We start from the raw sequence: 20,883 nt of genomic DNA, 5'->3' as shown, positions 1-20,883 counted from the left end.
GGATCCGCCTGGCGCCTCGCGCACTGCAAGCCTCGTCAGGATGAGCGTGCGCTGGATCACCTCATTCGACAGGGATTTGAAGGCCAAGGCACAAGTGCGAGCGAAGGTCGAGCACCCGTTTCGAGTGATCAAGCGCCAGTTTGGTTACACCAAGGTGCGCTTCCGTGGCCTGGCCAAGAACACCGCACAACTGATTACGCTGTTTGCGCTGTCGAATCTGTGGATGGCGCGGCGGCATTTACTCGCGAACACAGGAGAGGTGCGCCTGTAACACGGCGAATAGCCGCTACGGGGTGCGCGTAGCGGCTAAAAACCCTACATAAGTAGTCGATCTGAGCAGTTTTTGATCGATGGACCGCTTCAAAAAACAGCGAGGTCTGTAGTCGGCCAGAAATACGTGGCTACTTCAGACCATCCTTAGCATGACGAGGGATAAGAAAGCGTGGTCTCGCTTGTCAGTTGTAAGGATTCGTCGCCATCTCAGTTCGGATGGGGCCGTGGGCGTTTCGATTCAACCAAGTGGGTGTTCGCATCGATTGCCATAAGAGGCTGGAGTCAATGCTCTGGATAAACCATAGCGAAGAGCGCCTTATACGGTGTGGCAGTTGATATCCTTTGTAGAATTTTAGCGTGTTATTAAATAATTTATTGCATGGCCCTTTAGGCTGAATTTTAATTAATAGAAGGGAACTTGTTAGATGATTGGCATAATCCTTGCTGCGGGTGTAGGTTCGCGTTTGCGCCCAATGACTAATGCAAAGCCAAAATGCTTGGTAACCACTGCTGGGAAGGCGATTCTTCAATACCAGATCGATGCCTATAAGGCAGCGGGCATTAGGGATTTGTTAATCGTTGTAGGTTATGAGGGGGGCGCGATCAAGGAATATTGCAAGCATATCAAGGATGTTAATATCCGAATTGTTGAAAACAACGATTACGAGACGACTAACAATATGTACTCCCTTTACTTGGCAAGGGAGCAGGCAGCAGGCAGGAGTTTTATCCTCAATAATGCTGATCTGAGTGTTGATGTGGATGTTGTCAAACGTCTCTTGGAGCATGAGTCCGCGAATGCAGTGGCTGTAGATAGCTCGCTCTACAACGAAGAGTCAATGAAGGTTGTTGTCTCATCGGATGGCTTTGTAATCGATATTTCGAAGAAGATTAAAGAGCATGAATCGTTTGCGTGCTCTATCGATTTCTATAAGTTCTCTTCAGAGGCGAGTTCAATATTCTTCGAAGAGATTGTCAGGATTATAGAGGAAGAGAAGAACTTGAAAGACTGGACCGAAGTCGCAATGCAGCGCTTATTTCGGTCCCAAAAGCTTAAGTTCACACCTTGTGACATTGCGGGGCTAAATTGGGTCGAGATTGATAATTATGAAGACTTGGCCTTGTCTGATCGTAAGTTTTCGCATTACGATGACGCAATTAAAAATATTGAAAATATTCTATTTGATCTTGATGGGACAGTTTACGTTGGTGGTCAAGTTGTTGATGGTGCGCCCGAGGTGATCGAGGCGTTGCAAGAAGACGGAAAAAATGTGTACTTCTTAACCAATAATTCCTCGAAAAATAAAAGCGATTACGTAACTAGGTTAAAGGATATCGGCATCAAATGTTCGGAGTCACAAATAGTGCTTTCAACCGATGCGCTGGTGGACTATTTGTTTGATCAGAAAGTTGAAAAAATTCATGTGTTAGGGACCAATAGCTTAAAGAAATATCTGATGGATCAGGGATTCAATATTGACTCAGCTAATCCAGAATACGTGGTTATTGGTTACGATACTGAGCTGAGCTATCAAAAGCTTATAACGGCATGTAAATACATAAATGAAGGGACGGATATTCTGGCAACTCATTGCGATGTTTTTTGTCCTTCAGAGTATGGCCCTATTCCCGATATAGGGTCTTTGCTTGAGATGATTAGGATTACAACTGGTAAAAGTCCGAGCAAAGTTTTTGGTAAGCCTAGTTTTGAAATGATTTCACCGCTGATTCAAAGATTTAATCTGGACCCCAGTAAGACATTAATAGTAGGGGATCGTCTTCATACAGATATTATGATGGCGAAAGCACTGCCATGTTACGGTTTGTTGGTATTGACAGGTGAGACAACCCGCGACCAGCTCGAAACCTCCGAAGTTCAGCCTGACTTTGTCCTTGGTTCAATAAAGGATATGCGGAAACTCTAAAGCTGCAGGGGCGGCCGTGGCCTATGGCCGCTCATTCAATGGCATCTAGAGTAGGTGAGACTTTGAGCGCTAAGAATAAACTTATATCAAACACGGGGGCTCTGTTCGCACTGCAATTGGCAAACTATATTTTGCCTTTTCTGATAATACCGTTTTTGACTCGAATGCTCGGCGTCTCTTTATATGGGGTAGTGGCTTTCGGTTTGGCGATGGTGCAAATAGCCTGCATCATCACCGATTTCGGCTTTAACTTATCAGCAACGCGCCAGATAGCCAGCCATCAGACAAACAGGGAATTTGTTAGGAAGATCATTGGTGCGGTTCATCTTTGTAAATTGTTTCTTCTAGTGCCGGTTGGCGCACTGTTTTTCTTCTTTTTGTACTTCCAGGATCAGAAATACGGAGAATACGCCAGCTTCTTCTGGCTTTTGTTGATACCAATTGTTGGGCAGACTTTTCAGCCAATTTGGTTTTTCCAAGGAATGGAGAAAATGGGGTTTATAACCCTGTTTGTCGTCTTAGCGCGAAGCTCCTACGTGCTGCTAGCTATATTATTCGTAAGTACTCCTGATGACTATCTATGGGTTGCTATTGCCAATGGAGTTGCTCAAGTTTTAGGGGCGGTAGTCGCAATAGGTTTCATGGTTAGGCTTGGATATTCTCCTTTGCTGCCAGAATGGGGCTTTACAAAAGCTATATTTACCGAGTCTATTGAGTTTTTCTGGTCGCGTGCTGCCGTCGCTACGTATACAGCAGGTGGAGCGTTTTTTTTGGGGCTGATTTCTACTCCAGTTGCCGTTGCGCATTATTCTGCTGCCGAGCAGCTTTACAAAGGGGCCCAGGCACTGTTCCAACCAATTTCACAAGCACTCTACCCATATATGACCAGGACAAAAAACATTCCACTTTTTTTTAAAATAATGAAATGTGCTGTGGCTATTAGCCTGCTTGGTTTGTCATTTGGTCTTTTATTTGGAGACTGGCTCTTGATGCTTTTTTTTGGGCAAGGTTTTTCGGAGAGTTATTCAGTCTTGGTGATCTTTATGATTGCGTTTTGTGTGACGACGCCATCTGTTCTAATGGGCTACCCGTTCCTTGGTGCTATGGGGGATACGCGCTCAGCAAATTTGAGCGTGATGTTTGCGGGCGTTCTGCAAATTGTCTTGTTAGTTTTTATTTGGTTTTTCGGTTGGGTAGAAGCATCGCCGGTTGCTGTTTCGGTTCTGTTGGTGGAGATTTTTGTTTTGGGGTATCGGGGGGTTAAGGTTAAAATGCTAATAAACCGTATCAAGAATGTTTAATGTGCATGCAGGTTTGCTGCGTATTTTTGATGGAGTCTAGGTTGTGAAGAAGTTAAGGGTGCTATCCGTTTTTGGTACAAGGCCCGAGGCGATCAAGATGGCGCCTCTGGTTAAAGCATTAGAGGCAGATAGCAGGTTTGAAGCAAAGGTATGTGTGACTGGTCAGCATCGGGAAATGCTTGATCAAGTTTTAAAAATATTCTCGATAGAGCCAGAGTTTGACTTGGCGGTTATGCGGCCAGGCCAAGATCTGACTGATATAACTACGGAAATTCTGCAAAAAATCAAATCTGTTTTTTATGAATTCAAACCCGATTTGGTTTTAGTGCATGGGGATACCGCTTCAACATTATCAGGAGCGTTGGCGGCGTATTATCAGCAAATTCCTGTCGGGCACGTTGAAGCAGGGCTTAGAACTGGGAATATTTTTTCACCTTGGCCGGAAGAGGCAAATCGAAAGCTGACAACTACCCTCGCGGACTTGCATTTTGCTCCTACAGAGGCTGCTAAATACAATCTCGTGCGTGAGGGAGTTCCAGAAAATAAGATATATGTGACTGGCAATACAGTAATTGATGCTCTTTTAGACGTAATTAAAAAGTTAGAACGCGATTCTTCTTTATTTGATCAAGCCTCGCTTCCCCTAGGCTTCCTAAATGACGAGCGGCAAGTATTATTAGTTACTGGTCACAGAAGGGAGAGTTTTGGAGAAGGCTTCAGGAAAATATGTGAAGCACTTGCTGAAATTGCTCGTCGCCATAAGGAGATAGACATTGTATACCCAGTACATTTTAATCCAAATGTTAGGAGGCCAGTGCATGAGCTATTAAAAGGGATTCAGAATATACACCTCATAGAACCATTAGATTATTTGCCGTTTGTATGCTTAATGAAGAGGGCACATATAATTCTTACTGACTCAGGGGGAATCCAAGAGGAGGCGCCGGCATTAGGCAAGCCCGTATTGGTAATGAGAGATACCACCGAAAGGCCAGAGGCGGTGTCGTCGGGTACTGTGAGGTTGGTTGGGACCGATCGAAGCAGGATAGTAGAGGCAGTTGAAGAGTTGTTGGTAGATACAGAAGCTTATGAAGCAATGAGTAACGCTAGTAGTCCTTTCGGTGATGGCAATGCTTGTGCCAAGATTATAAGTGCGATTATTAATGCGTATGGTTAACCTCAGAAGTTATATAATCAAGGCGCTTTGTATATTTGTTTCCTGGGCAAAAATTCTTTTTGCTGCAAGGGACAAGCGTTTCAAGAATAGTATAATTTTTTCAAGTTACAATCAGGGTTATAAAGATAATGCAAAGTATTTTTTTGAGTACATGGTGGGGGAGGGATATAATGCATTTTATGTTGTTGCTGACGGCTTAAAATTTACTTCACCAGTGGACTCCAAGTTCTCCGATAGGTTCCTGACTTATGGTACAAAAGAGTATTACAAGGCATTAAAACAGTGCCGTAGGTTTTTCTTTACTCATTCGGAGCGAGATATTGGTTGGTACATACCCAAAAGATCTTCCCTGGTAAATCTTTGGCATGGTTCGCCTATTAAGAAGATGGGGTATGACTCTCCTCAGGATCTAAAATGGTTGAGTAAATACCATGCGTTTAAATTAAAGACACCATATGACCGCTGGGATTATATATTGGTTGCATCAGATTATTTTAAAGATTTCTTTAAGAGCTCGTTGCGATATGGAGAGGATAAGATAATCGTAAATGGTCTACCTAGGAATTCAGCTTTAGCGCAGCAAGGTTTGGAGAGGGCAGATGGGCGAAAAAAATACCTGTATGCTCCCACTTACAGATCCGAAGGGGTTTCAATAGAGCGAGCTTGTGAAGATTTAAAAGCGGAGTTTCGAGGCCTTAAAGACTCTGTACTGTATATAAGGCTACATCCTTTTGATTTCGGTAAGTTGCCAGATGGTTTTTTTGAGGGGAATATAATTAATGCGAACTCTTTTGAGGATGTTTATTCTGCCCTTCAAGATTTTGACGCGCTAATAACTGACTATTCGTCGATAGCTTTTGATTATGCAATAACAGGTAGGCCTATACATCTGTATTGCCCCGATCTTGAAAGTTATACATCTGAGCGGGGGGGGCTTTACATTGATATAGAAAATTTGCCCTTTTATTTATCCCGAAGTGCCAAAGAGCTTGTTAGTAAGCTTGGGATGCCTCCTTCATATGATCCCTCCATATATTCTGCCCCTCCGTCCTGCTCACGATTAGAGTCATTACTTATTTCAAAAGGTGTAATTAGTGAAGATATTAAAAATTAATCGCTATGATTGGCGGACTAATCTTGGCGGCGATGTTGTACAGATGATTTCGGTGGGAAGATCTCTTGAGTCTATGGGGCATGAGGTTAAGTATGTCGCTGGAGTCGATGAAATAAAAGAGCAACTCCCGTGGTGCGATATTGCGCATGTTTATAATCTCCAGCGTTCTTCGGAAACGGTGCAACAGCTTAGGCTGTGTGCAAAGTACTCAAAGAAAGCTGTGCTTTCTCCGATAATTGCTGACTTTTCCGAAATAAATAATTTGGCCAGAACGGGATTAAAGCGGTTCATTGAAAAAAGCTTTAAGAGTAGATCCAATATTATTAAGGATGTTGCGCGGGTGGCTAGGGGCGTTCAAGAGTTTTCTACGCTGTGGGCCTCCATTCGTGGATCTCATTTCGATAATATTGTTGCTGCCTCCGCGTTAAGTGCTGCATTAATTCCTAACTCTAGCGCGGAAGCTGATTATCTTAAAGATAGATTTCCAATAGATCCTTCGAATATCTCGGTTATTCCTAATGGTGTGAATCTTGCTCTGAAAGATATACCACTTAAGGCAGAAATAGCTAGGGAGGCGGGGGTCCCGTGGGAGAAGTTTGCGCTTTGCATCGCTCGTATTGATGAGCGTAAAAATATTTTGAACCTGGTTAAGGCTGTAAAGGGTACTGAAGTTAATCTTTTGATTGTCGGAAAGCCGGCGCCTCTGCATCAGGATTATTTTCATGAAGTTAAAAAGGAAATTCTTGGTTTAAAGAATGTTATCCATTTGGGCCGAGGTTTTAGTCAAGAAGAGCTTTCCTCGCTATATAGGCTTAGTCATATGCATGTATTGCCCAGTTGGCTGGAAACTCCTGGACTGGTAAGCCTTGAGGCAGGTCTTTTTGGAAACAATCTGGTTGTTGGCGACTGCCCGCCAGTAAGAGAATATTTTGATGGTATTGCAGAGTTTTGTTCTCCTGGTGATATCAGCTCAATTAGGGAGGCGATTGTCCGCGCATATGATGCACCGCGTAACAATCTTTTCGCTGACGCGCACATCGAGTCAAATTATAGTTGGGATGTAATTGCAGGTAGGTATTTTAAACTTTATGAGAAGGTTTTAGATGCTTAATCGTGTGCTGTTTAGTCCTTTGTCAATTATTCTGGCATATTTTGTCATTAGATTCTTTTTTAAGGGGGTGTATTCTCTTTTTTATCCGGATGTATTACGCTGGGAGCTTCCTGTAGATTATGCTTTTTTTGCATTGATCTGCGGGGCTTTATTTTTTCTATTAATGGTTGTTTCATATAAGATTTCAAGTTTATTTGGTTCTGGTTTTAAGGTTGAGGCTTTTCCTCGAGTGGGTGTCCAGAACAAAGTATTGATTAATTTATCGGTGATTATAGCGCTTGTTGTATGTTACTTGTCTTTTTATGTTATAGCTTCACGGTTTGGAGGCGTTTCCGCCTTGTTGAAAAATCAGGCGGCAGTTGCATCTCATGTACTAGAGCTTAATCTTGGGCTTTTTTACGGACTTATGGGGTTGGCTATTGTGCCAATCCATGTTTATATTTGCTATCTTCTGGAGACTCAAAGTTCGGCAGTTTTGAAGGTCCAATTTATTGGAGGGGCTCTAATATTGCTCTATTGTTTGCCGTTTATTATCTTGTCTAGGCGTTCAGTAATTCTCTTGGCGGTTATTCCTTTGGTTTATTATTGGAATTTTAATATTAGGAATATTAGCTATAGGGTAATAGTGTCACTTTCAGTATTCCTGATTTTTGCATTTGTCTCCATGGTTTGGTATCGAATATCGACATACTCTGATGATCTTGGTTTTCAACAACTCTTGAGTTCTCCTGAGTTTGCGATTTTTGATTGTTTTGCTCTTGTTGCATATCATTTGGATTATTTGAGGGGGTACATAAATATTTCCTTGGTTAATGGGGATTTTCTGTTTGTAAACTATCTCGGATCTATTGTGGGTAGTGTTCTCTTTGGGTACGAATTTGTTGGTGGCTCAATTCCGCCATCATTAATTGGTAATGCGTTGATTCTATGGGGGCTGCCAGGGGTAATAATTTATCCAATTGTATTGGGCGGGTGGCTTTCTTTTTGGTTTAGGGCGCTACGCTCGGGCGGAGTTTCATCGCTTTTCTTTTTTTACGGTCTTACCTTTACCGTAACTATGCTATCGAATGGCGATGTGTTATTAACTTTAAAGCTTTTGGCGCGTTATTATTTTTTGCTTGGGCTTATGGTTTTGTTCTTTTTTAAGGTTAGATTGGTTTCGGCTCGGTAGTTTGGTGGGGCTGCAGATATTCTGCTTGTGGCGTGTTTTTATTGTGAGTTGTTCTGTTCTTCTTTCTTATTGGTGTTATGGAATCCTTGTTCTGGGGTGATGGTCTCGTATGAATGGTATTGTCCACATAATTATTGTTGATTATTTCAAGGCGCCTAGGGTGGTAGAGTCAGTTCGTTTGCTTGAAGAGCAGGATTTGAAAGGAATAAAAATAACTATAACTATAATTGATAACTCCTGCTGCGCAGACAACTTTGCGGTGCTGAAGGGGGTTAAAGGTTGTAATGTGGAGGTGGTGGAGTCTCCGAGAAATATAGGCTATGTCGCAGCGGTTAATTTTGCTGCTAAGCGTGTGCCGGATGCAGATGCCATACTTCTTCTGAATCCAGATATTCTAATTAAGGATCGGGGTGTATTATACGGCCTTTATAGTAATTTTGAGGATCCGGCCTGCTACATTGTAGGGCCGGCGCAAATAAATGATGATGGCAGCATGCCTCGAATAGTTAGAGGCTATCCGTCGCTTTTTGCTCTTGCTTCCAAAAGAACAGTCCTTGGGAAAACATCTTGGGGGGCAAAAAGCGTTTCAAAATATCTTCTGGATGATTTCGACTTATCTAGAAGGCAAGCTGTTCCTTGGATTCAGTCTTCTTGTGTATTAATTAGGAAATCGTACTGGGATGCTGTAGGTGGTCTAAATAAAAAATACTACCTATTTATGGCGGATATAGAGATATGTAAGAAGGCTTATGAGTATGGTGGGGAAGTTATATATGATCCAAGATGTACTGTGTTTGCGGATGGGCGTAGATGCAGTGAGGGGGGGCTTTTGGCAATAATTAAAAGTCGGCCGCTAAGAATACATTTAATTGATGCGCTAAAATATTATGTTGGATAATAAAAAGGTGCTCGTCACCGGCGGCGCCGGCTTCATCGGCTCGGCTGTCATTCGCCATCTGATCGAAAACACCTGCCACGAGGTTGCCAACCTTGACAAGCTCACCTATGCAGGAAATCTCGAGTCGCTATCCTCCATTGCCAATTCGCCCAGGTACCGCTTCTATCAGGTAGACATTTGCGATGCAGTTGCACTGGATAAGGCCTTTGGCGAATTCCAGCCGACGGCGGTGATGCACTTGGCAGCCGAGTCCCACGTGGATCGCTCCATCGATGGGCCTGCTGACTTTATTCAGACCAATATCGTTGGCACCTACACGTTGCTGGAGGCTGCGCGGCGCTATTGGAATACTCTGGAGGGCGAAGCGAAGGCGGCCTTCCGTTTCCATCATATTTCCACCGATGAGGTATATGGGGATCTGGAGGGCACGGACGATCTATTCACCGAGACCACCCCATACGCTCCCAGTTCTCCCTATTCGGCCTCAAAGGCCAGCTCGGATCACCTGGTACGCGCCTGGCATCGAACCTATGGGCTGCCGGCCATCGTAACGAACTGCTCCAACAACTACGGTCCCTACCACTTTCCCGAGAAGCTGATCCCGCACATGATCCTCAATGCCCTGCACGGCAAGCCTCTGCCTGTGTATGGCGACGGTTCGCAGATTCGCGACTGGCTCTATGTGGAGGACCATGCCCGAGCGCTGGTCGAGGTGGTTACCCGGGGCAAGGTGGGGGAGACCTACAACATCGGCGGGCACAACGAGAAGCGTAATCTCGAGGTGGTCGAGACCATCTGTGATCTTCTGGACGAGATGCACCCCTGGAACGATGGCGGACAGAAGCGTTCGTATAGAGAGCTGATCACTTTCGTGAAGGATCGGCCAGGGCATGACCGGCGCTATGCCATCGATGCTTCGAAAATCGCTCGCGAGCTGGGCTGGAAGCCGCAGGAAACCTTCGAGAGTGGGATACGCAAGACGGTCCGTTGGTACCTGGACAACCGCCAGTGGTGGGAGCGGGTACTGGATGGTAGCTATCGGCTTGCACGTTTGGGAGACAAGGCATGAAGGGGATCATTCTGGCCGGGGGATCAGGTACGCGGCTGCATCCCATTACCCGAGGCGTATCCAAGCAACTGCTGCCGATCTACGACAAGCCGATGATCTATTACCCGCTGTCGGTGCTGATGCTGGCCGGCATTCGGGAGATACTGGTCATCTCCACGCCTGACGATCTGCCCAACTTCCGCAAGCTGCTGGGGGATGGTTCGGATTTCGGCATTTCCCTTTCCTATGCGGAGCAGCCATCGCCCGATGGCCTGGCCCAGGCCTTCCTGATCGGGGAAGAGTTCATTGGCGACAGCAGCGTCTGCCTGATTCTGGGGGACAACATCTTCTACGGTTACGGTTTCAGCGCGATGCTGCGCGAGGCTGCAGCCCGGGAGAAGGGCGCCACGGTATTCGGCTATCACGTGAACGATCCCGAGCGCTTCGGTGTGGTGGAGTTCGATGCCAACGGCAAGGCGATTTCCATCGAGGAGAAGCCTGCCCGGCCGAAATCGAACTATGCGGTTACCGGGCTGTATTTCTACGACAACTCGGTGGTGGAGATCGCCAGGCAGGTGAAACCGTCTGCCCGTGGCGAGCTGGAAATCACCGACGTGAACAACGCCTATCTCCAGCGCGGCGAGCTGCATGTGAGCCTGTTGGGGCGCGGTTTTGCCTGGCTGGATACCGGGACGCACGATTCCCTGATGGAGGCCAGCCACTTCGTGCAGACCATCGAGGCACGACAGGGCTTGAAGGTCGCCTGTCTGGAGGAAATCGCCTTCCATCAGGGCTGGCTCAGCCGTGAGGAGCTGGCACGCCAGGCTGAGATGCTCGGCAAGACGGGCTACGGCCAGTACCTGAAGCGTTTGCTGGTGTAGGCCAAGCATGCATATTGCACCGGTCTTTCCGGCCGGTGCTTTTTCTTTCTATCTCTTTGTGCTTCCGAGTTATGAACGTCATCGAAACTGAGCTGCCTGGCGTATTGATCATCGAGCCGAAGGTTTTCGGCGATCACCGTGGGTTCTTCCTCGAAACCTTCCAGATCGAGCGCTATCGGCAGGCTGGCATCGATCTTCCCTTCGTGCAGGACAATCATTCCCGCTCGCGGCGTGGTGTGCTCCGGGGGCTGCATTTTCAGCGCACCCGGCCACAGGGCAAGCTGGTGAGCGTAAGCCGCGGCGCGGTGTACGACGTGGCCGTGGATATCGATCCGGCATCGCCGACCTGCGGGAGATTCGTAGGGGTCGAGCTGACGGACGAGAACCATCGCCAGCTGTGGATCCCGCCGGGCTATGCCCATGGCTTCTGCGTGCTCAGCGAGGTCGCCGATTTCCAGTACAAGTGCACGGACCTGTACTTCCCCGAGGACGAGGGTGGCCTGATCTGGAACGATCCTGACGTGAACATCCCTTGGCCTATCGAGGCTCCGCAACTATCGGAAAAGGATCTGCGCAATCCGACCCTGCGCCAATTGCTGGGCAAGGAGAAGTGAGCATGCGGGTTCTGATCACCGGGGCTCGCGGTCAGGTCGGTCATGAGCTGTTGCGACGGGCTCCGTCCGGTTTCGAGGTCATGGGGCTGGGGTCGTCGGAGCTGGATATCGGCGATGCTGGTTCGGTCGAATCCACCCTCCGGCAGTTACGGCCACGGCTGATCATCAACGCGGCGGCTTACACTGCCGTGGACAAGGCAGAAAGCGAACCCGGGCAGGCCTACCGGGTGAACCGGGATGGCGTGGCCAACCTGGCTAGGGCCGCGGCGGAAATCGGGGCTCCGATCCTGCATATTTCCACCGACTATGTGTTCGCCGGGGATGCGCAGCAGCCGTACCTGGAGACCGACCCAACCGCGCCCAGTGGTGTCTATGGCGCCAGCAAGCTGGCAGGGGAGCAGGTGCTGGCCGAGATTCATCCCCGCCATTTGGTTCTGCGCACCAGCTGGGTATTTGGCGCGCATGGCAACAACTTCGTGAAGACCATGCTGCGGCTTGGGCGCGAACGCGACAAGCTGGGGGTGGTCGCGGACCAGCATGGTGGGCCGACTCCGGCGGACAGCATTGCAGATGCGCTCTGGCAACTGGCCTCTTCTTATCGCTCCCAAGGCAATCTGCAGTGGGGCATCTACCATTTCAGTGGCGCGCCGGCATGCTCCTGGCACGACTTCGCGGTGGAGATATTCCGCCAGGCCGGACAAATGGGGCTGTTGGAGCGGTTGCCGCGGGTAGACGCCATTTCCACCAGCGACTATCCGACGCCGGCACGGCGCCCGGCCTGGTCGGTACTGAGCTGTAGCCGGCTTGAAGCAGACCATGGCATCGGGCAGCCCGACTGGCGCGAAGGTTTGCGGCGGGTGCTGGAAGAGCTTGCAGGCTAGCGAGGCTTCCGGAGTTGCCCCGCCGCGCCCGAGTACGGCTAGCCTGTGCTCTTCATGGCATCTGGCCATTCATTGCATGGGCAGGGACGATCCTTCATCGATCTGCTGTTCATGGCCCGCCCATCCTGGGGCTGGGGGAGGATTAGCGCGGGTTCTTTCCGTGAGAGATGGGGAAGCGTGCTAGGATGTGCAACTTTGTTACGAGTTACCGTTGAGTTTCAGGAGCTTAGCGCGGGAATGCCACAATCCACTCATTACGAACCCACCTTCGCTGAGCGCTACCCTGTCTCGCTGTTTGCTGCCTTGCTCGATCTGTTGATGGTCATCGGCGCAGCCTATCTCGCCTACTACCTGCGCTTCGGGGGTTGGGAGATGACGGGGCGGTACGCCAGTGCGACCCTGCTGACCTCCGTGACCGTCGTGATGTGCTCCATCATGCTGGGAGTCTACGGCTCCTGGCGGGGGCGCTTCTTCCTGCGTCAGCTGGGCCTGGTCTATGGGGCCTGGATCATCGCAATCGGTGTCGTCCTTGCGTTGTCCTTCTTCCTCAAGGTGTCCGCGAACTATTCGCGGATCTGGCTCGGTTCGACCATCTGTATCGGCATAGGGCTCTGTACGGCGGTGCGCCTGGGAGGTTTCTTCTTTCTGCGCGCGGTACGGACTCGGGGGCGCAATCTCAAGAGCGTCCTGCTCGTAGGGGAGGGCGGGGTGCTCGCGGACTCTCTGAGTCAGGGGCGGGGCCTCAGCCAGTACGGCTTTCGCGTAGCGAAATGCCTTCCGTTCGAGCGCGGTACGGAATGGGCCGATGCCCTGGTCCGGGAAGTGGTCGATGCGGGTGTCCATGAGGTCTGGTTGTGCCTGCCGCTCAAGGATGGAGATGCGATTGGGCAGGTGCTGTATGCCCTGCGCCACCACCCCGTCGAAGTGCGTTACTTCCCCGATCTGGCCGGGATTCCTCTCCTCAACCACAAGGTCAGCAAGATCGCCGGTCTTTATGCTCTCGACCTCAGTTGCAGCCCCATGGATGGTCCGGCGCGGATCATCAAGCGCCTGGAAGATCTGCTCATCGGCGGGCTGATTTCCCTGCTGATCCTGCCGTTGTGCCTGGGCATAGCCATTGCCATCAAGCTCTCCTCTCCAGGGCCGGTGGTATTCAAGCAATACCGGACGGGGATCAACGGCAAGAAGTTCAAGGTGTACAAGTTCCGCTCCATGGTGGTGCACCAAGAAACGGATGGTGCGGTTACCCAGGCTTCGAGAAACGACCCCCGCGTGACACGCCTGGGCGCTTTCCTGCGGCGTACCAGCCTGGATGAGCTGCCCCAGTTCTTCAATGTCCTGCAGGGGCGAATGTCCATTGTCGGGCCACGGCCCCATGCCCTTGCCCACAACGAGTATTACAAGGATCTCGTCGAGTCCTACATGCAGCGTCACAAGGTCAAGCCGGGCATTACCGGCTGGGCTCAGGTGAACGGTTATCGCGGCGAAACGGACACCCTGGAGAAGATGCAGAAGCGCGTGGAGTACGACCTCTGGTACATCGACAACTGGTCGCTCTGGCTCGATCTGAAGATCATTTTCCTGACGGTTTTCAAGGGCTTCGTTGGCAAGAACGCTTACTGAGTCCCTTGCTGTTCGCGCTTTTGCAAGTGAATGGGGAGAAATAGGTGGGTGCTCAAATCAAGCAGCTGGCCTCTGTCATGGCCGATAAGGAGCGTTGGCTGCTGTGGGTGATGGGGCTGGGACTGTTCATCCAGATAGCTGGGTATGTTTTTTTCGAGTCTGGCAGTGCGCGCAATGCACAGGTCTATTTGTGGCTGCTGCTGCCGGCCGTGATTTACGGGGGACGCCTGCTGTTCACCGGTCGGGCGGCCTGGCCGAGCTGGCAGTACTTTTCCTGGCTGCTTCTGCTGCTGTGGATGGCGCTCAGCACGCTTTGGGGAAGCGCGGAGGAGCCATGGGATTGGGCAAAGCGTAGCATTCCGATCGCCCTGTTCCTGTTGGCCATCCACTGCCTGCTTAGGAGGGATGCCGCCTTCACGCGCAAGGCGCTCCTGCTGGGGGTTGCAGTGGTTGCCCTGGGAGCCCTGGCCAGCTTGCTGTACCAGTTCGTGTGGCTTGAGAAGCCTTTGGCCTATCGGGCGTTTCGCATCGATCGACTGGGGATTGGCAACTTCGCCAATTATGATCATCCGGTCGTCGCGGGCATCTTCCACGGAGCCATAGCCGCCTGGGCGCTGGGGGCATTCCTGGATAGGAGAACGCCTGCTCGAATGGCCATATTCTGGCTGGCCGTATTTTCGGCGCTGGCTCTTTATGTGCTGCTCACCTATACCCGTGGCGCATGGTTCGGTTTGCTGGGATGCGCCATTGCGGCGGTGTTCATGCAGCGCTCCGTGCGGGGCTGGGTGTTGCTGGGTGTCGGGGGCTGCTGTTTCCTGCTCGTCTTGTTGATGTGGTGGGGCAGCCTGACCTCTCAGTTTCAGCACAATCCGTTGAGTGGTCGAGAGCAAATCTGGGAGTACTTTTTTGATGGTGTAATGTCCGGGCACTGGTTGTTCGGTCACGGTCTGGGCACACCGTTCGTGTTTGAGTTTTCTGGAGGCTTCAAGGTCTACCACGCCCACAGTCTGTTCCTGCAGTTGATCTACGATAGCGGCCTGGTCGCCCTGGCCCTGATGGTCGCCGGCCTGTTGGGCGTGTTCTGGAAGGTGTGGACGCTGCGGGATGACCCGTGGGTGCGTCTGGCTTTTCCGGCGTTCGTATTTGCATTGATTGCCATGCTGACCGACGTGGAGCGCATCTTCGTTCGCCCGGGAGGCTACTGGACGGTGTTCTGGCTTCCTCTGGCTATCTTGCTGGCTGTGCCCGCGTCCAAATCCAGAGCTGCGGATGCCTAGCCGGTTCGCAATAGGCCGACGGGTGATGGACGCTCCATGCGCATTCTCCTGACGGGGGGGACCGGCTTCATCGGCTCGGCGCTGGCTGACGCGATTCGCACCGGGACCGGTCATGAGCTGGTCCTGGCAGGCCGTTCCGCAGACGGAGCGGCAGCGGATTCCCGGGTGCGTTCTGTCTCGGTGGGGAGTCTGGGGCCGGCCACGGACTGGAGATCTGCGTTGCAGCAGGTCGAGGTCGTCATTCATTGCGCGGCCCGTGTGCATGTGCTGAGGGAGCGGGAACCAAGGCCGCTCGATGCATTTCGCGAGGTCAACGTTGCGGGCACTGCGCGCCTGGCCCGGCAGGCGGCGGAGCAGGGCGTCAGGCGGTTCGTCTTCCTGAGCTCGGTGAAGGTGCATGGCGAAAGCAGCCTGCCGGGCTCCCCCTTCAGGGCAGGGGATGCCTATGCGCCTGCCGATGCCTATGCCATCTCCAAGATGGAAGCCGAGCAGGCGCTGCGGGCCCTGGCGGCGGAAAGCGGCATGGAGCTGGTGATCATCCGCTCGCCCCTGGTTTACGGCCCGGGCGTCGGGGCCAACTTCAAGGCGATGATGGACTGGCTGGGCAGAGGCGTGCCGCTGCCTCTGGCGTCGATCCATAACCGCCGCAGTCTGGTGGCGCTGGATAATCTCGTCGATCTCGTCCTTCTCTGCATCGAGCATCCGGCTGCGGTGGGAAAGGCTCTGCTGGTCAGCGACGGGGAGGACCTTTCCACTCCCGAGTTGCTGCGCCGACTGGGGCTGGCCATGGGGCGACCGGCAAGGCTGCTGCCGGTCCCCCCGCGCTGGCTGGAGGCGGGGGCTTCCCTGCTGGGTCGCGAGGCCCTGGCCCGGCGGCTGTGCGGCCATCTCCAGGTGGATATCGGCGAGACATGCGACTTGCTAGGATGGTCTCCGCCAGTGTGTGTCGATGAGGCATTGCGGCGGACGGCCGAAGCCCATCGACTTGCTCGATGACGTGAACCTCAAGGATTGCCGGGGGCGGGATGGAGTTGTGGTGGCTGTTGCCTGTCGTGGCAGGACTGTCGTTCGGGCTGACAGCCGCGCTGCTGCATTACGCCAGGGCGCAGCAACTGCTGGATGTTCCCAACAGCCGCAGTTCCCACTCGGTGCCGACGCCGCGCGGCGGTGGCGTGGCGATAGTCCTCAGCTTTGTTGCCGCATTGCCGCTGCTCTATCTCGCCGACGCATTGCCCTGGTCCCACCTGTGGGCCCTGCTGGGGGCCGGAGTCGGAGTGGCCGGCATCGGCTTTCTCGATGACCATGTTTCGCTGCCGGTAAGGTGGCGGCTCCTGGTGCATGCCGTCTGTGCGGCCTGGATGCTGGGCTGGCTTGGTGGACTGCCGGCGCTGGAGATATTCGGCATCGGCCTGGAGGCCGGCTGGCTTGGTGCCGGCCTGGGGCTTCTCTACCTGGTCTGGCTCCTGAATCTCTACAACTTCATGGATGGTCTGGATGGCATCGCTGCGGTGGAGGCCATTTCCGTCTGCCTGGGCGGCGCCCTGCTGTATTGGGTGGTCGGCCAGGGCGGGCACATGATCGTGCTCCTGGTTCTGGCTTGTGCCGTTGCAGGCTTCCTGGGCTGGAACTGGCCGCCGGCCCGGATCTTCATGGGGGATGTGGGCAGTGGCTTTCTCGGCATCGTCCTTGGCGGGCTGTCGCTGCAGGCCGCATGGGCTGCTCCCGAACTGTTCTGGAGCTGGCTGATCCTGCTCGGGGTGTTCATCGTGGATGCCACTTGGACCCTGCTGCGTCGTCTGCTCCGAGGGGAGAAGCTGCACCAGGCGCATCGCAGCCATGCCTACCAGGTAGCCTCCCGGCGCTTCGGCGGACATCTGCCGGTAACGCTGGCCGTGGGGGCCATCAATCTGTTCTGGCTGCTGCCCATGGCCCTGTGGGTGGGCTCGGGCGGCATGCCGGGGACCTTGGGCGTGTTGCTGGCCTACCTGCCGCTGGGGGGGCTGGCCTGGTGGTTTCAGGCGGGCGCGGATGAGGAGTGACCGCGCTTCGGCACTGAAGCGGGTGCTGACGATATTGGCTGCTTGAGGTGATTTTTGCGGCCGATTCGGGGCAGAATGGCGGCTGACTCAAGTGGGTAATAACAAAAGTGCTCGACTCACTGCGTTCCGCTCTCCTGGGGTTGCCTCGTCATCGTAAGCGTCTGCTGCAAGTCGTCACGGATGTGATGCTGATCTGGCTGGCTCTGTGGGGGGCATTCGTCCTCCGTCTGGGCTTCGACAGCCGGATCGATCCGTTCGGCGATCATTTCTGGCTGTTCGCCATCGCTCCGCTGGTTTCCATTCCGATCTTCATCCGTCTCGGCATGTACAGGGCCGTCATGCGCTATTTCGGCAACGATGCCCTGCTGGCCATCTTCAAGGCGGTCACGCTCTCCGTTCTGGTGCTCACCCTGCTGCTCTACCTCTATGGTCATACGCCGGTGATCGTGCCTCGCTCGCTGATCTTCAATTACTGGTGGCTTTCCCTGATGCTGATCGGCGGGTTGCGTCTGGCCATGCGCCAGTACTTCATGGGCGACTGGTATGTGGCCAGCCAGCAGTTTCCCTTCATCGCCAGCCGGCAGGACGAAGGACTGCGCAAGGTGGCCATCTACGGGGCCGGCCGGGCGGGCAACCAACTGGTGGCGGCCCTGCGTTCGGGGCGGTCGATGCGGCCGGTGGCCTTCATCGACGACGACCCGGGCCTGGCCTACCGGATGATATCGGGGCTGGTGGTCTACAAGCCCGCCCACATCCTGAGGATGATCGAGCGGACCGGCGCCCAGGAGATCCTCCTGGCGATTCCCTCGGCCTCCCGGGCGCGCCGCCGGGAGATCCTCGAGATGCTCGAAGGCCTGCCCCTGCGCGTGCGGACGGTCCCGGACCTGTCGGCGCTGGCCAGCGGGCGGGTACGCGTCGATGAGGTCCAGGACGTGGATATCGCCGACCTGCTGGGACGGGATGTGGTCCCGCCGAGGACGGATCTGCTCGAGCGCTGCATTCGCGGGCGCGTGGTGATGGTCACTGGGGCAGGGGGATCGATCGGCAGCGAGCTGTGCCGGCAGATTCTTGCCGCCGGCCCCAAAACCCTGCTGCTGCTGGACCAGAGCGAGTTCAACCTGTACAGCATCCATGCCGATCTCGTCCAGCGAATCGAATGCGAAGGGTTGGCCGTGCAACTGGTGCCGATCCTTGGCACGGTACGCAGCGGCAAGCGGATGTACGATCTGATTCGCACCTGGCAGGTGAATACCATCTACCACGCTGCAGCCTACAAGCATGTGCCCATCGTCGAGCACAACGTGGCCGAGGGCATGCTCAACAACGTGATGGGAACCCTGCAGGTCGCCCAGGCGGCCATCCGGGGCGGGGTGGACAACTTCGTGCTGGTCTCCACCGACAAGGCGGTGCGCCCCACCAACGTGATGGGCTGCAGCAAGCGCCTGGCGGAAATGCTGCTGCAGGCCCTGAGTCACGAGCCTGCTCCGGTGCTGTTCCAGGATGATGGGCTGTGCCATGTCAACAAGACCCGCTTCGCGGTGGTGCGCTTCGGCAATGTGCTGGGTTCGTCGGGGTCGGTGATTCCGCTGTTCCGGGAACAGATCTTCAGGGGCGGGCCGGTGACGGTCACCCACCCGGACATCACCCGCTACTTCATGACCATTCCCGAGGCGGCCCAGCTGGTGATTCAGGCCGGGGCCATGGGACAGGGCGGGGAAGTGTTCGTTCTGGACATGGGCCGGCCGGTACGAATCGTCGATCTTGCCGAGCGGATGATCCGTTTCTACGGATTCAGCGTGCGCTCGGAGAGGAATCCTCACGGCGACATCGCCATCGAGTTCATCGGCCTGCGGCCGGGCGAGAAGCTTTTCGAGGAGCTGCTGATCGGTGACAACGTCGGTACCACCGAACATCCGATGATCATGCGGGCCCGTGAGGCTCATCTGCCTTGGGAGGCCTTCAAGGCTGTGCTGGCCCGCGTGCTGGAGCTGCTGGAGGCGGACGATTACCCGGCGTTGCGCCAGCTGCTGAAGGAAACCGTGGACGGTTATCAGCCGCAGGGGGAGATCGTCGACTGGCTGCACCGGGACCGTGGCGAGAAAGCTGCGCAGAGCGAAAAGGCACGCTTGCCGATACTGTGAAAATCATCACGGGCGATCGGCTTGACTGGGAAATGTCCCCATCTAGATTGGAAGTCGCACTCGAGAGATTGGAGTGCGTTTTTTCCATCCATGACAAGGAGAGTTGTCCCATGCGTAACCTGCGCATCTTTTCCCTGCTGTTCGTCCTGCTGGCCGGTCTTTCCGTGGGGGTTTCCGCGGCGGAGCCGGCGAAGGAGGCTGCTGCCAAGCCGGCGGCTGCCCAGGTGGAGGCGGTAGGCAAGGTGAACCTCAACACCGCCGATGCCGACACCCTGCAGCGTGAGCTGAATGGCATCGGCGCGGTGAAGGCCAGGGCGATCGTCGAGTATCGCGAGGCCAACGGTCCCTTCGCCAGCGTGGACGAACTGCTGGAAGTGAAGGGCATCGGCCCGGCTACGCTGGAAAAGAACCGCGAGAAGCTGACCGTCAACTGATCGCGGGATGCGCCGTTCCGAGGCCGGTCGAATGACCGGCCTCTTTGCTGGGTAGTCCGGCATTCCACCCTAAGGGTTGGCGTGATCGCCATCCGCATTGCCTATCCTTGGCCTTTTTCCGATCCGTTAAGATCACCGACTCCTGTCAGACCGAGGTCAAGATGAACTTTTCCGAATTGCTGCAGAAGGTGCGAACCAGTCCCAACGGTATGGTGGTGCCGGACGGTTGGGGGCAGGGAAGAGCGGCATTTGGCGGGCTGGCGGCGGCGCTGGTCTACGAGGCGATGCGTGCCCGGGTGCCGGCTGACCGGCCGGTGCGCTCGCTGGCGATCACCTTCGTTGGACCCATGGCGCTGGAGACGCCGGTGGATTTCGAGGTCGAGGTACTGCGCGAGGGCAAGTCGGTGAGCCAGGTATCCGGTCGCGCACTCCAGCAGGGCCAGGTGGTGACCCTGGTGCAGGGTAGCTTCGGCGCTTCACGGGATTCGCTGATCCGCGTCGATGCGGAGCCGGCGCCGGAGATGAAATCCGCCGCGGAGGCCATGGAGCTGCCCTATGTGAAGGGAGTGACCCCGGACTTCACCCAGCACCTGGCCATGCGCTGGGCTGTCGGCGGCATGCCCTTCACCAATACGCCGCGGCGGCGGATGGGCGGCTGGGTGGGTTTCCGTACCGAAGCCGGGGAACGGCCGGTGGACGAGTCGGACCTGCTGGCGCTGGTCGACGCTTGGCCGCCGGCGACCCTGCCGTACCTGCGCCGGCCGGCGCCGGGCAGTTCGCTGACCTGGACCATCGAGTTCGTCCAGCCGGTTCCCCGCGCGACCACTCGTGACTGGTTCCAGTATCTGGCGGAGGTTGAGCACTCCCGCGACGGTTACGGCCATATCGCTGCCCGGCTGTGGAGTCCGGACGGCGAGCTGATGGCGCTCAGTCGACAGGTGGCGACGGTTTTTGGCTGATCGCGAGAGGCGGACC

At 53.9% G+C, this 20,883-nt stretch carries 19 protein-coding genes; all 19 read left to right on the top strand.

What is annotated here, in order from left to right:
• A partial coding sequence (locus H165_RS0112480; protein ID WP_248681214.1) for a transposase occupies positions 1-271 on the top strand: 271 nt, incomplete at its 5' end.
• Positions 272-698: 427 nt separating this feature from the next.
• Positions 699-2,198 (top strand): HAD-IIA family hydrolase, encoded by a 1,500-nt coding sequence (locus H165_RS19220; RefSeq protein ID WP_081609358.1) that lies wholly within the window; start codon positions 699-701, stop codon positions 2,196-2,198.
• 62 nt (positions 2,199-2,260) lie between these two features.
• Positions 2,261-3,499, top strand: coding sequence for an oligosaccharide flippase family protein (locus H165_RS19215; protein ID WP_169333529.1), 1,239 nt, complete (start codon positions 2,261-2,263; stop codon positions 3,497-3,499).
• 97 nt (positions 3,500-3,596) lie between these two features.
• Positions 3,597-4,676, top strand: coding sequence for a non-hydrolyzing UDP-N-acetylglucosamine 2-epimerase (wecB, locus tag H165_RS18575; protein ID WP_040640639.1), 1,080 nt, complete (start codon positions 3,597-3,599; stop codon positions 4,674-4,676).
• A complete protein-coding gene (locus tag H165_RS19210) occupies positions 4,663-5,790 on the top strand; it encodes a CDP-glycerol glycerophosphotransferase family protein (protein WP_081609356.1) in 1,128 nt (375 codons plus the stop codon). Before wecB ends, H165_RS19210 begins: the two co-directional genes overlap by 14 nt.
• Positions 5,771-6,901 carry a glycosyltransferase family 4 protein gene (locus H165_RS19205; protein ID WP_155943611.1) on the top strand — a complete coding sequence of 377 codons (1,131 nt, stop codon included), beginning with the start codon at positions 5,771-5,773 and terminating at the stop codon, positions 6,899-6,901. The genes H165_RS19210 and H165_RS19205 overlap by 20 nt, the downstream gene beginning before the upstream one ends.
• Positions 6,894-8,072, top strand: a complete 1,179-nt coding sequence (locus tag H165_RS19605; protein ID WP_155943610.1) for an O-antigen polymerase — start codon at positions 6,894-6,896, stop codon at positions 8,070-8,072. The genes H165_RS19205 and H165_RS19605 overlap by 8 nt, the downstream gene beginning before the upstream one ends.
• Before the next feature lie 109 nt (positions 8,073-8,181).
• Positions 8,182-8,970 carry a glycosyltransferase family 2 protein gene (locus tag H165_RS19600; RefSeq protein ID WP_155943609.1) on the top strand — a complete coding sequence of 263 codons (789 nt, stop codon included), beginning with the start codon at positions 8,182-8,184 and terminating at the stop codon, positions 8,968-8,970.
• Complete coding sequence (rfbB, locus tag H165_RS0112460) at positions 8,960-10,039, top strand: dTDP-glucose 4,6-dehydratase (protein WP_017939265.1); 1,080 nt, start codon at positions 8,960-8,962, stop codon at positions 10,037-10,039. Before H165_RS19600 ends, rfbB begins: the two co-directional genes overlap by 11 nt.
• Positions 10,036-10,899 (top strand): glucose-1-phosphate thymidylyltransferase RfbA, encoded by an 864-nt coding sequence (gene rfbA / locus H165_RS0112455; protein WP_017939264.1) that lies wholly within the window; start codon positions 10,036-10,038, stop codon positions 10,897-10,899. Before rfbB ends, rfbA begins: the two co-directional genes overlap by 4 nt.
• Before the next feature lie 71 nt (positions 10,900-10,970).
• Complete coding sequence (rfbC, locus tag H165_RS0112450; protein ID WP_017939263.1) at positions 10,971-11,513, top strand: dTDP-4-dehydrorhamnose 3,5-epimerase; 543 nt, start codon at positions 10,971-10,973, stop codon at positions 11,511-11,513.
• A gap of 2 nt (positions 11,514-11,515) precedes the next feature.
• Positions 11,516-12,394: a dTDP-4-dehydrorhamnose reductase gene (gene rfbD, locus H165_RS0112445; RefSeq protein ID WP_017939262.1), complete on the top strand. Its 879-nt coding sequence runs from the start codon at positions 11,516-11,518 to the stop codon at positions 12,392-12,394.
• Positions 12,395-12,631: 237 nt separating this feature from the next.
• A complete protein-coding gene (locus H165_RS0112440) occupies positions 12,632-14,017 on the top strand; it encodes an undecaprenyl-phosphate glucose phosphotransferase (protein ID WP_017939261.1) in 1,386 nt (461 codons plus the stop codon).
• 44 nt (positions 14,018-14,061) lie between these two features.
• On the top strand, positions 14,062-15,294 hold the full coding sequence (locus tag H165_RS0112435) for an O-antigen ligase family protein (RefSeq protein WP_017939260.1): 1,233 nt from the start codon (positions 14,062-14,064) through the stop codon (positions 15,292-15,294).
• A gap of 36 nt (positions 15,295-15,330) precedes the next feature.
• A complete protein-coding gene (locus tag H165_RS0112430) occupies positions 15,331-16,290 on the top strand; it encodes an NAD-dependent epimerase/dehydratase family protein (RefSeq protein WP_017939259.1) in 960 nt (319 codons plus the stop codon).
• A gap of 29 nt (positions 16,291-16,319) precedes the next feature.
• Positions 16,320-17,333, top strand: a complete 1,014-nt coding sequence (locus H165_RS0112425; RefSeq protein ID WP_026146595.1) for an MraY family glycosyltransferase — start codon at positions 16,320-16,322, stop codon at positions 17,331-17,333.
• Between the two features lie 107 nt (positions 17,334-17,440).
• Positions 17,441-19,474 carry a polysaccharide biosynthesis protein gene (locus H165_RS18570; protein WP_040640635.1) on the top strand — a complete coding sequence of 678 codons (2,034 nt, stop codon included), beginning with the start codon at positions 17,441-17,443 and terminating at the stop codon, positions 19,472-19,474.
• A 110-nt stretch (positions 19,475-19,584) separates the two neighbouring features.
• Positions 19,585-19,908 (top strand): ComEA family DNA-binding protein, encoded by a 324-nt coding sequence (locus tag H165_RS0112415; RefSeq protein ID WP_017939256.1) that lies wholly within the window; start codon positions 19,585-19,587, stop codon positions 19,906-19,908.
• Between the two features lie 161 nt (positions 19,909-20,069).
• The gene (locus H165_RS0112410) at positions 20,070-20,867 is read left to right on the top strand and encodes an acyl-CoA thioesterase (RefSeq protein ID WP_017939255.1); all 798 of its coding nucleotides are present in this window, start codon (positions 20,070-20,072) and stop codon (positions 20,865-20,867) included.
• Positions 20,868-20,883: the final 16 nt, after the last annotated feature.

Source organism: Pseudomonas thermotolerans DSM 14292, from assembly GCF_000364625.1.
GTDB classification, from domain to species: Bacteria; Pseudomonadota; Gammaproteobacteria; order Pseudomonadales; family Pseudomonadaceae; genus Aquipseudomonas; species Aquipseudomonas thermotolerans.
The sequence above is the reverse complement of the archived record's forward strand: the minus strand, read 5'-3'. Positions and strand labels throughout refer to the sequence as shown.